This window comes from Psychrobacter sp. H25 (assembly GCF_059076335.1).
The window spans coordinates 1443490-1455680 of record NZ_JCACRV010000001.1 but is presented as its reverse complement, the minus strand read 5'-3'; the positions used below and the strand labels follow the sequence as shown (position 1 = coordinate 1455680).

The 12191-nt window shown below is 42.9% G+C and carries 7 protein-coding genes and 2 pseudogenes; 4 read left to right on the top strand and 5 right to left on the bottom strand.

The genetic code is table 11. The features are described from left to right. Positions 1–37: 37 nt before the first annotated feature. Positions 38–786 (top strand): annotated as a pseudogene (locus tag AC5JPO_RS05750) (IS5 family transposase). A gap of 300 nt (positions 787–1086) precedes the next feature. On the opposite strand, the gene AC5JPO_RS05745 reads toward AC5JPO_RS05750, so the two are convergent. Further along, on the bottom strand, positions 1087–3246 hold the full coding sequence (locus AC5JPO_RS05745) for a cytochrome c biogenesis protein CcdA (RefSeq protein ID WP_057758740.1): 2160 nt from the start codon (positions 3244–3246) through the stop codon (positions 1087–1089). A 113-nt stretch (positions 3247–3359) separates the two neighbouring features. Beyond that, entirely contained in the window at positions 3360–4241 is an 882-nt protein-coding gene (locus AC5JPO_RS05740; RefSeq protein ID WP_057758743.1) for an IS982 family transposase, read from the bottom strand. Between the two features lie 218 nt (positions 4242–4459). Between AC5JPO_RS05740 and AC5JPO_RS05735 the strand changes: the two are divergent. Beyond that, positions 4460–5684 (top strand): annotated as a pseudogene (locus tag AC5JPO_RS05735) (IS3 family transposase). A gap of 140 nt (positions 5685–5824) precedes the next feature. Here the strand turns inward: AC5JPO_RS05735 and lnt are convergent. Next, the gene (gene lnt / locus AC5JPO_RS05730; RefSeq protein WP_493853516.1) at positions 5825–7393 is read right to left on the bottom strand and encodes an apolipoprotein N-acyltransferase; all 1569 of its coding nucleotides are present in this window, start codon (positions 7391–7393) and stop codon (positions 5825–5827) included. Positions 7394–7632: 239 nt separating this feature from the next. On the opposite strand from lnt, the gene AC5JPO_RS05725 reads away from it, so the two are divergent. Together AC5JPO_RS05725 and AC5JPO_RS05720 are read left to right on the top strand one after the other, a co-directional pair. Continuing rightward, positions 7633–8277: a DUF411 domain-containing protein gene (locus AC5JPO_RS05725; RefSeq protein WP_057758748.1), complete on the top strand. Its 645-nt coding sequence runs from the start codon at positions 7633–7635 to the stop codon at positions 8275–8277. Between the two features lie 796 nt (positions 8278–9073). Then, complete coding sequence (locus AC5JPO_RS05720; RefSeq protein ID WP_068405068.1) at positions 9074–9796, top strand: CHAP domain-containing protein; 723 nt, start codon at positions 9074–9076, stop codon at positions 9794–9796. Between the two features lie 116 nt (positions 9797–9912). Here AC5JPO_RS05720 and AC5JPO_RS05715 read toward each other — a convergent pair whose 3' ends face one another. Both AC5JPO_RS05715 and AC5JPO_RS05710 read right to left on the bottom strand, forming a co-directional pair. Next, positions 9913–11094 (bottom strand): cation diffusion facilitator family transporter, encoded by a 1182-nt coding sequence (locus tag AC5JPO_RS05715; protein ID WP_077448184.1) that lies wholly within the window; start codon positions 11092–11094, stop codon positions 9913–9915. A gap of 265 nt (positions 11095–11359) precedes the next feature. Further along, entirely contained in the window at positions 11360–12112 is a 753-nt protein-coding gene (locus AC5JPO_RS05710; RefSeq protein WP_191114789.1) for an IS5 family transposase, read from the bottom strand. Between the last annotated feature and the right edge of the window lie 79 nt (positions 12113–12191).

Below are 12191 nucleotides of genomic sequence, written 5' to 3'. Positions count from 1 at the left end.
TACTTAGATCGTATTTAGGAATTTGAGCTCAATGACTATGACAAGACGACATGCCCTACGTGATGACCAATGGGAGAGAATTAAAGACATTCTACCTGGTAAACCAAGTGACGTTGGTGTTACTGCAAAGGATAACCGCTTGTTCGTAGAAGCGGTTCTGTACCGTTACAAGACCGGCATACCTTGGCGTGACCTACCTGAACGCTTTGGCGACTTCAGAGTGATTCATACTCGTTTTAGTCGCTGGTCAAAAAAAGGCGTATGGAAGCAGGTTTTTAATCAACTCTCTGAACAATCCGATGACGAATATGCCATGCTAGATGCCACGATTGTTAAAGCCCACCAGCACAGTGCTGGAAAAAAAGGGATCAAGCCATTGGACGCAGCAAAGGTGGACTGAAGACTAAAATACATACTCGAACAGATGCATTAGGCAATCCTACTGGCTTTTATCTAACAGGTGGGGCAGCTCATGACCTGTGTGGCTCAGATGAATTGCTTGATGTCAGTATTAGCCAAACGTGGCTTGCCGATAAAGCTTACGATGCTGATGCCCGCGTTATTGAACCGATTAAAGCAGTGCAAGGTAATGCAGTTATACCATCTAAGTGTCATCGGCTGCAGCCAAGAGACTTCGATAAAGAGCTTTATAAAGCGAGGCACCTAATAGAGAACTTCTTTGCCAAGATTAAGCAGTATCGTGCGATTGCCACTCGCTATGATAAGTTAGCCAGTCATTTCCTTAGTGCCATTCACTTAGTTTCTTGTGTCGTTTGGCTTAATTGATGACACGCCCTAAAGAAAATCAATAAATATGGACGTGCAAGGTAGCCATTACTCGTGGTAATGCGCCTTTAGCAATGTTGCTTTATTGTAATGAAAATAAGGGCACTATACTAGCGTTATTGCGAGCAAATACTGATGTAAATAATAAGGTAAGTAGTAATAAATAATGCTAAACCAAGGATTTAGCGTCTATGTTAAAAAGGCTATTTAGTAAGATTGAAAAAGACAACGTCCTATTATCAAAGGACGTTGTCTTTTTAATGGGTAGAAATGATGTGGAATTTATCTACATTTAAACGATTAATTTAGCGCGGTTAAGGTTTGCTCAAACGCTGCGCGCCCGATTTCACCCACTTGCTGATTGACCAATTGCCCGTCTTGATAATACAGCAATGCTGGCGGACCAAATAGTTTATAACGCGCTAAGATTGCTTTTGAATCAGCCGTAGTCTCCGTGATATCAAGTCTGACCAATTGCCAATCTTGCATTTGCGCAGGGCGATTATGAAATAAGTTTTTCTCCATAATCCGGCATGCAATACACCATTCGGCGGTGACATCGACCAGCACTTTAGGATTGGCGGCGACAATGGCATCTAACTCAGCAAGCGTAGTAACAGTTTTATCTGTTGCATTACTCATGGCTGGTTGATCAGCAGTCGTCTGCATCACCGGCGCGGCGCTTAATGACGCGAGCGGATGCAAGCTGTCGTCATTGCCCAATGCGGCGCCGACGATTAAACACGTCGCCCAAATACCAGCGATTAAGCCTAGCGCTTGGGTCAGCATCCGACCTTTGCCTAGCCAGCTCCACGCCCACATCGCCACGACCATAAACCACAGCGCCCAAACCATCAGCATCACAGGCGAGATAAAGACGCGTTCAATTAATAACAATGCCACGGCAAAAAGCAACAAAGCAAAGCCCTGCTTGACCCAATTCATCCACTCGCCTGCTTTTGGCATGATTTTACCTTGGGTCGCGCCAATTAAGATAAGCGGCGCCGATAAACCAAAACCGAGCATAAATAAAGCGGCAAAGCCAAGGAGCGGACTTCCAATCGTTGATACAGCAAGCAGCGCCCCAAATAAGGGTGCCGAAACGCATGGCGATACCACGAGCGCCGATAAGAATCCCGCAATTAAACTGCCACCCGTACTACCAAGTTTGCTATCCCCCGCTTGGCTTAGACCCTGCATTTTACTACTGATAAATCTCGGCAGACGAATGCTAAATACGCCCAACATATAAAGGGCTAATAAGACAAAAACGATGGCAAACCCAATTAAAATAATCGGATTTTGTAGCCAACCGATAATGCCTAACGATTCGCCAAATACCGCAATGACCGCGCCTAAAATACCATAAGCGATGGCAACACCAATAGCGTAGCTGGTCGTTAAAATAACACCGCGTTTTACCGTTGGATTGTCTTCACGCGCGACGATATTGGCAACAATCGGTAGCATCGGTAACACGCATGGCGTCAATGCCAAGACCAACCCTGCCAAGAACAATAACACCAATGCCAACCACGGATGCGAAGCTAAGCCAAAAGGGTCACTATTAATGGCGTTATCAACGACAACGGTATTGTTTGTTGCAGTTGTAGCGCTATCGTTTGCTGGCATATTACTTGTGACATTGTCGCCTACAACTTCTTCATCGGCACCAGAGATGGTATTGCTAGTACCAAGCTCTGCATCTAATGCTTCATCATCTAACAAAGCGTAATCAATCACCTCGTCATCTGGCGTAGTTTGCTCTGTAGCAAGACGATCAGTATCAGTCGCCTCTGTAGATGCTTGCGCAGTTTCTGCATTGCTGTTATTGCTCGCAGAAACTGTAGCAGTGCTACTTGAACTATTGGCTGCCGATTGTGACGCAGCAATTTTGACCGTGGTTTTTATTTTCTCCGGTGGATAACAAAGTCCTGCTTTGGCACAGCCTTGCCAACCTATCGTTACAGCGGCATTATTTATCGCCTTGCCATTACTACTGCTCAAAACGGTGCTAGCAACCATATTGGCTTGGTCAAAGACCAATACTTGACCAAAGGTCGGATCATCTATGGAGATAGGCTTTTGGCTAAAGCTAAAAGGTGCAGCGCTCACGCCAGCAGGCAACGTTAGCTTAATTTGGTCTTTATAAACATAGTGCTCAGGCGTAATGTCAAAGTTAATGGCTAAGCGCGTGCCATTATTGACAGGTTTACTACTGCTACTGACCTGAAACGCTTCATCAACAGGCAAAAATTTCGGTTGGGTCGCGCTTTTATCACTGCTAAATAAATCGCCCAATCCTGCCGCTTGCGATGCCACTGGCACGGCCGTCAGCCCAGTCGCTGCTAGCCCTGTCAATAATGAACCCGCGCTGAAAGCGAACGCCAACAGATAAGATTTTTTCGACGATTTATTTTGCGTTAATGACGGAGACTTTTCTGCGCTCTTAAGGGACATGAAGGGCTACCTATTATTTCCAATATTCGAATTGACCAATTCACTGTCTGTATGGACTTGTCTATTTACAACCCCAGTTCGGGATAAGCCACATTATAACTCATTGATACTATTTACAATGTTGCTACCTGTCCCTGCTGAGGCATATTTTTGATGGTGGGTTTATAGGGAAACCAGCAATAAGCAATTAAACCTGACAGCAAGTTTGTGATAAACCCCGTGACACTACGATGGCGTGAATGCTCAATCTGACACAAGTTTTTAAGCTCCCCAAACACCGTTTCAACCAAAGAGCGATGATTGAGTAGTGCCTCATCCATAGGCTCAAGTAATTGGGGTTTCATATTACGCCGAAGTTTCGTTATCAGCCTAGTATCACTGTGTTTTGTGAGCCACGCGTTTAGTGCTTTACTGATGTATCCTCTATCACCAAACAGCTTACCAAATAACGGCGTTGCCATATCCTTAACAGGCACTCTGTCATCCGTATTACCCGCAGTGACTTTAACAGATACAAGCTCGCCCTTATGATTGATAATGGCGTGCAGCTTAAAGCCATAGAACCAGCCCATGCTGCTTTTGCCTCGGGTTGCAAGTCCCTTAAAGACTTTATGACGGTAGATACGCTTGTTATGACAAACTGCTATCTTGGTTGAATCAATATAGCTGATACCCGTACAGTCGCCCATCATGCTTTGCAAGTAGCTGCACAGTGGTATGATACTGCGCGGTATAAGCTCTATAAATCGCGAGTAGCTCGGCAGATTTGGAAACTCCCGTTTCATCATGCCAAGCATGTGATGGTAGTAAAACGCCTTAAACTGTCGATAACGTAATTGATGAAACAGTATCAAGATGGTCATAATCTCTGCTACACTTATCTGGCATGCTCTTAACCTTTGGTGTCCCGTTGCGATTAAATGAGCGTCAAACTCAGGTTTGAATTGCTGATAAAAGTCGTCAATATGGCAGTATAGTTCGGTTAGGTTGTCCATGTAAGAAGTCCTTGTTGTGAAGTTTGTCTTGGTAAACTTACTTTAGCAACTTCGGACTTCTTTTTTTATTTTTTTTTTGAGCCCTTATCCCGAACTGGGGTTATATTATATACAACATACTACAATATACTATTAAGGGATACAAAATCATGGTGAGCTATGCTGAAGAAACCGTAGAGATAAACTTGGTAAACTAAGCGTATTGACAGGAGTTTACCATGACCAAGAAAGTAAGAACCTACAGTGACGAATTTAAAGCCGAGGCCGTCAAGAAGATATCAGACAATAATGGCAATATCTCAGCCACTGCAAAGCAGCTTGGCATTGCCATGCAAACGCTATCAAATTGGCATAACAAAGCCAATCAAGGCAAGCTTGTCGGCACAAAGCAATACGATCCTGATCTTATGAGTGCTCTTCAAGAAATAAAGCAGCTCAAGCGGCAGCTCAAAGTGGCTGAAGAGGAACGCGAAATACTAAATGAGGAGGGATAAAGCGAAGCACTGCTTCGCCCCGACGCAAGGGGAGAGCTATGCTCGAGTTGGCGACGGCGTACTTCGCGAGAAACAGCTAGTCAGGTACGCCTTTATCAAAGACAACCAGTTCCTCTTTCGCATCACCACTATGTGCCGTGTGTTAAGGGTTAAGCCATCAAGCTATTACGACTGGCTAAGTCGTGATCTCAGCGACCAACAGATACATCGCAACCAGTCTGAATTACTGGTTAAAGCGGCTCACAATGAAACGAAAGAACGTTATGGCGCAGATCGACTGCATGCTCATCTAAGCGAGCAAGGCCATAACATTAGCCTGTATATGGTAAGAAGCATCAAAGAGCAACACGGCATTAAATGTCGTCGTCATAAGCGCTTTAAAGTCACCACCGACTCCAATCACAACAAGCTGGTCTATCCAAACGTACTGGATCAGAAGTTTGATGCTAAGCGCCCTAACGAGTCGTGGGTCAGCGACATCACCTATATCTGGACGAATGAGGGTTGGCTGTACTTAGCAGGGGTCAAAGACTTATACACCAAAGAGCTTGTCGGTTACGCTATTAACAAGCGTATGACCGCAGATTTAGTTTGCAAAGCACTAAATATGGCCATCAAGAATAAACGTCCAAGCAAAGGGCTAATCGTTCATTCAGACAGAGGCAGTCAGTATTGCAGTCACGCCTACCACAAGACCATTAAGCAGCATCAATTTATAGGCTCAATGAGCGGCAAAGGCAACTGTTTCGATAACGCTCCGATAGAAAGCTTCTGGGGCACATTAAAGAATGAGCTGGTATATCATCAAGACTATAAAACAAGGTTCACAGCCATCAATGATATTATCAGTTATATCGAGCTGTACTACAATCAGACGAGGATTCAAAAGGGTTTGGGCTATCAATCGCCAAGACAGGTGTGGTTTGATTATTATCGTCAGGCTGCGTAATTAAAATCTCCCAAGTTTATGTATACGGATTTGACGGCAGGGGTCAATAGTTTAAAACTTTTATATTTACGTGCGTTAGGACGTTACCTAGAAAAAATAAAAAACTTACACTGATTAAATTATTATGATTAAGTTTACTATTACCCTCGTCTTCTAAGTGTGGTTAGACCTTTGCCAAAATAGCTTAGTAGTAATAACAAGGTTATTATTATCAAGATAGGATAATTTCCCATAAGCATAAAGGGCGTGTTACCAACCCGTGCCTGTATCTCACCACGTAGTACAGTACGCTCAAACTGCGGTGCGCGTTTTACAATACGACCTTTATGGTTAATGATAGCGGTAACACCAGTATTGGTCGCTCGAATAAACCAGCGCCCGTTCTCAAGCGCGCGCATTTGTACCATTTGCAAATGTTGCAATGGTCCTGCTGAAGTGCCAAACCAGGCATCGTTAGAGACGGTCAACAAAAATTCAGTATCGATGGCATTTTTACGCGTGGTATCTGGATAAGCTACCTCATAACAGATAGCCGTCCCTATATTGTGTCCACGCACCTTTAGAGGTGACTGCTGATCACTACCACGACTATAGTTCTTAATATCCTGACTACCGGCCAAACTTGGGAAAATATCGAGCACGCCTTCAAATGGAATATACTCTCCAAAAGGCACTAGACGCTGCTTCTTGTATAGGCCTTCCGCTTCTACACCTCGAGCAATCACGCTATTGTAAAATGGGGGATACTTATCCGTACTGGCATTGAATGCCGCTTTATCCTTATAAGGGATACCAGTTATCCATGTCGTATTGGTCGCATTAGCCATTTCTATCATTTCACTAATAAAGCCCGCAGCCTCATCCTGAAACATAGGAATAGATGATTCAGGCCACACCACAACATCACGTCCCCACTCAGTGCGTGTTAACTTCGCATAAATCTTTAGCGTTTCTAATTGATACTTAGTCAGCCACTTTATATCTTGTGAAATATTACCTTGAATCAATGACACTGACAGATCAGGTGTGCCCTTAGGTTTTGTCCATTGCGGATTGACCAGCCATAATGATGTGCTAATGGCTAATAACAGTACAGAAACGATGGCATAACTACTGCGCCGAAGCAGTAGCTCTACTAAACTTGCAGCCAATAGTATGGCAACAAAAGAGACGGAAAAAACACCAGCAACGGGTGCTAAGGACGATAACCAATACTCTTCAGTAAATGCATAACCAACAAACAGCCACGGAAAGCCTGTGAATAACCAAGTTTTTAACCATTCTTGTAGCACCCAAAGAGCAGCAAATGAAAAGGGTTGTTTGCCTACCATACGGTTAAAGACTAGTGCTAACAATCCATGAAATAGTCCCATACCGAGACCCATCAATGCAATCATAATCAATGCGAGCCACGTTGGTGTATCGCTATAATCATGGATAGCAGTATAGAGCCAAAAGCCGCCGACGCACCATAGCCCCATACCGTAAGCTTCACCGATAATAAAAGCGCGACGACCACTCATACTTGTCACCAACAGCGCATATAAAATCGCTGGTGATACTATTGCTAGCGGCCAAAACCCATAAGGCGCTAGCGAAAATAAAAAAATAGCTCCTGCAAGCCATGCTGCTACTAGCGTAAGCGATAGCGGTAATTGATTTAAGTGAGTACTCAAACGCTTTTGTAGATTAATAGTAGACAGGCGCATCGCAAATTATCCAAAATTATGAGTTTTGAATTTTTAATCAAAATCCAAAACTTAGATAGAGCCGTTAATACTACAGGCAGTATTTTAAAATAAAAACTGCTTATGATACCAGTCCGCACTGCTCAATGGATAAATTTACGTACTCCGTTTGATGGGTTATTATGCTACATTACCAAACGATATGAAGTGTTACTTGACCTTCTATAGCTCACAATATCTACAGTACATGAGAGAGCACTATGACCCCCTTAAAAATAAAATCCAGTCTTATATTCAATCGTTATCTGTCTAAGGGGTTGCGTAGTACGTTAGTATTACTTGCCGCCTCATCACTATTTGCTTGTAGCCAACCGAGTAGTGGCGTATCTGATGCAAGCACAACATCGGCATCAACTGAAGATGTAGTGACTGTTCCGAAGACAGCTGAACCAAACGTTATAAATACTTCTATGATGACATCAGTAAATAAACCAGACCTACTAAAAAACGTCTCAGCCACTGTCTATAAAGATGCCAATTGCGGCTGCTGTAAAGAATGGATAAGTCATGCAGAAGATAATGGTCTAAGTGCAACCGCGCAAGATGTTGCGGACTTAGCCGTATTTAAAGAGCGCTACAGCGTTCCAAATGAAATGCGTTCTTGCCATACTGTAGTCACTACTGATGGTTACGTCTTTGAAGGTCATGTACCCGCTAAATATATGGCACAGTTTTTAGAAAATCCGCCAGTACAAGCTATGGGTCTTGCCGTACCTGGCATGCCTGTTGGTAGCCCGGGTATGGAGTATCAAAATAAATTCATGCCCTATCAGGTTATGCAACTCAATAAAGACGGGACGACCCAAGTTTATGCTGATATTGAATCGGTAGAGCAGCAATTATAGTGTGTTAGCAGTTAAGAATACTTTGATTATAGTGTTAGCGTTAAAAGCGAATGAAGCAAGTATAAGACTGTTCTATTGCTTATAAAATGATTCTTCATCAAAAAATTCATTAGCTATTGCGACTTTAAAATTAAAAATAACTTTGAATTTGTAACTTTTGATGACAATGTAAGCGGATTTATCGGTTATTAACCCTTAAAATAGATAAATAACTAAGGGTTAATACAAGAATATACAGGATGTATCGAAACAATTACGTAATATTACATAAGCCAGTAGGGAATTAACATCTATATTAATATTATAAATTATTATATTATCTTAATAATTAGTTAGACCCTATATAGGGTAATTACTTCATCCAATAGAAAAACGTCTGAGGGTTAAATCTAAATTATAGATTTAACCCTCAGACGTTTTTTTGCTTATAAAACAGTAGAAATTGTGGTCAATCTAGTCAGCTATATTCTGTACATGTTACACAAACTTACATTGTAAAATGTGGGATATTAGCAATTTTTTCGACATCAAAAAAGTATTTTTGGGGTTTTTAAGGGGGATGACAGGCTAAACAGCCTATGCTAAAGTCGGCTTTGTGTTTTGGTCAGCAGCTTGATTTGTAACAGCTTCGTAAGACTTCAATGAGCTGTGATCGCCAATAATCATTTTTTATATGAATAATATGCAGCAGAAGTATCAGTCACTATGACATATATATACTTGAGTTATTGAGATTTAATTGACTGCGCTGTTGTTGATAACAGACGATTTTGAATTAACCGTAGGTATTAGATTTATGAAACAGGCTTTATTGATTTTGTCAGTACTGGGTATGGGCATAGCACAAACGAGTGGTGCTGCTATCACAATCTCTCAAACAAATAATACCATCACCAATACTTCTGTGGCATCAAACTACGGTTCATCAAAAAACATCTATAGCACCAAAAGTGGTGCTTATGTTTCTAATAATGATGAAATTAGTCAAGCAATTAGCAACCTAAGTGCGCAGGCCAAGCAAAAAGAGAATCAGCTTTCATCATTAAACAGCCGCTTATACGCTGAAAAACAACAGCAGCAAGTCAATAAGGTTCCTGACAGCAATTCAGCCCCCGCTATCGCTGCTGCTCGCGCCTCAAAAGTGGCTTTATCTGGCAGCTCTGGATATTGTGCCCGTTACGTACGTAAAGCACTACAATCAGCTGGTTATGAGTTCACTCCAAATCCTTCAGCCTATCAGTACGCTACTCGTGGCACACTTGAGAAAGCAGGTTTCAGCAAAATCAGCAATGATATGCCAACCCAAGTAGGTGATGTTATTGTCTATGATCGCTCATCAAAGCGTCCACATGGCCATATTCAAATTTTCGATGGTACAAATTGGATTTCTGACTTCCGTCAGAACAGCATCAGCCCATACAGTGGTGTCTATGCTTATACGACATGGCGCGATTCAAAATACGTGGATGACGCATCCGCATCAGATCGTAATATCTACCTTGCTATGAATGATAAATAAGACTTTCTAAGTCAGCACAACATAGTTGTTATTTCCTCCAACCCAGTAGGGCGTGTTGAACATTCACAAATAGTCTCTGTCAGTGCCATGGTTGAAGGTTCAACACGCCCTAGTGACTAGTGACTGTGCCCGATATGGTTATTCGCAGAGCTTTGCTGCTCTGATATGTCGCAGACCAATGCATCGCTATGGGCGCTGGTCTGCGGGTGTGACAAGCTTTCAACCTGAATGGTGGCGTGATGAATACCAAGCGCAAGCAACCCTTGCTCAAGATTGGCAATCAATACGCTGGCATCCGAGATTCTCATATCCCCATCGACCATCACATGGCAAGATAGCGCATTTAGCCCGCTGGTGATGCTCCAAATATGCAGGTCGTGGACTTGTTTTACTTGTGGATGGGCAAGCAGCTTGTCTTCCACATCTACCAGCGATATGCCTTCTGGCGTGCCCTCCATCAAGACATGTACCGAATCACGTACAACGCGGTAACCACTTACTAAGATAAGTACCGCGACGATCACCGACGCTGCGGCATCGGCCCAAACCCAGCCAAACCCCATCATCAGTAAAGCGGCGATGATCGCGGCGACAGAGCCCATCAAATCACTTAATACATGCAAGTAAGCGCTTTGCATATTGAGGTTGACAGGCTCTTTGGAATCATTGCTTTTATTTGCTTTTTCTTTATTTACTTTGTCTGCATTTGCTCCATGGCTGTGGGTGTGTCCATCGCTGCCGCTACTACCACGATGCATCAGCCAAGCGACCAAGATATTAACCAGCATACCGATGGTGGCGACGATTAGCATACCTTGGGTAGCAATCTCAGGCGGTGAGTTAAGGCGTTTGATCGCTTCATAAAAAATCATCAAGGCGATAATTACTAGCGTCGCACCATTGACGGTGGCCACGATAATCTCAAAGCGTTTATAGCCAAAGGTCTTTTGATGGGTGGCGGCTTTTTCGCCGATTTTAAATGCCATCAACGTCGCACCAAGGGCGATGGCGTCGCTGAGCATGTGTCCTGCATCAGAGAGTAACGCCAAGCTGCCTGTCAGTAAGCCACCAATCGCCTCGATAAACATATAGCCTGTGATGATCACAAAGCTAATCAGTAACGTACGCTGATAGCCTTTGGTATCTCTTGGTGCGGTGTTTTGCTCTAGGTGAGTGTCATGATCATGAGCGTCTTGATTGCCAGCAGTATAGTTACTATCGTTGTTTTTATAGACATCAATAGGCTCACTTGGAGGCAAATGCTTATTTTGCTTATGACTGGCATCTTCTTGACTCATAACGTTACTCAAATTTATTAAGACTTATGGTAAATAACTTCAAGGATTAATGATAAATCTAACATAGTCGAGTATTAGAAGCTGTAACGACGAGGTAAAAATGCAGCCAGTAAGCTATAGTCGATTCACTGCAAAAATGACATCGTGCTACTGGTATAAATTTTCCTTGCATGCTGTTATTACAGAGGCTGCGCAACATTCATTCCAGTAGCACTCTTCAATTTATCACCATGTTATTTTGAACTGACTAGGGCGTGTTGAACATTCATAATTTGAGCCAGATATAAGCACAAGCAAGAGCGACCGTATTTTCATAACTTTGCTTGAGCTTATCAAACCTGGTGGCAACCGCCCTATACTGTTTTAGTTTGGCGAAAGCATTTTCTACTAGATGCCTCGCTTTATATAAGTCCCAGTCCATATGGTCGTTAGAAGACTGAGTATTTCGTTTTCGAGGGATGTTATCCCGTGTCCCTGCTTGTTCAATATGCGCTCGTAGTGCATCAGAATCATAGCCTTTATCGGCACATAAAACCTCTGTGTTGCTCAAATTAACTTTGTCTACTAAGTCAGGTGCGACTTTAACATCGTGGGTCGTGCCATCTGACAAGATAAAGGTAATCGGATTGCCATGCGCATCTACTGCCAAGTGAATCTTGGTCGCGCGTCCTGCCACACTTTTACTAATGGATTGTAGGTTCTCATTGCCACCACTGCTGTGCTGATGCGCTTTAATATGAGTACCATCAATGAAGACCCACTCAAGGTCTGCGTCTTTGATTAATAAAGCAAACAGCGTAATCAGCTTATTACTACGAAACCAGCGCTGGTAAGCTTTATAGATGGTATTGGGCTTGCCAAAACACTCGGGTAAGTCGCACCAAGGACAGCCAACACGCATGCGATAAAGCACGCCTTCAACCGTTTGTCTAAGATTTCCTTTGTCATAGATATTAAGTTCTAGTAATATAGGTTTCAGTCTTGTCCAGTGTTCATCTTTGAGCATAGTGCGAGGCATAGCGAACGATATCTTTTTTGTGTGAGAACTTAAAGATTAACCGTTCGCTATTTTTTTTGCCATTAATTTATACCCAATG

Excerpts from the sequence above, each read along its gene's own strand:
- AC5JPO_RS05745 (WP_057758740.1), bottom strand. The coding sequence starts at position 3,246 with ATGTCCCTTAAGAGCGCAGAAAAGTCTCCGTCATTAACGCAAAATAAA.
- AC5JPO_RS05740 (WP_057758743.1), bottom strand. The coding sequence starts at position 4,241 with ATGGACAACCTAACCGAACTATACTGCCATATTGACGACTTTTATCAG.
- lnt (WP_493853516.1), bottom strand. The coding sequence starts at position 7,393 with ATGCGCCTGTCTACTATTAATCTACAAAAGCGTTTGAGTACTCACTTA.
- AC5JPO_RS05725 (WP_057758748.1), top strand. The coding sequence starts at position 7,633 with ATGACCCCCTTAAAAATAAAATCCAGTCTTATATTCAATCGTTATCTG.
- AC5JPO_RS05720 (WP_068405068.1), top strand. The coding sequence starts at position 9,074 with ATGAAACAGGCTTTATTGATTTTGTCAGTACTGGGTATGGGCATAGCA.
- AC5JPO_RS05715 (WP_077448184.1), bottom strand. The coding sequence starts at position 11,094 with ATGAGTCAAGAAGATGCCAGTCATAAGCAAAATAAGCATTTGCCTCCA.
- AC5JPO_RS05710 (WP_191114789.1), bottom strand. The coding sequence starts at position 12,112 with ATGCCTCGCACTATGCTCAAAGATGAACACTGGACAAGACTGAAACCT.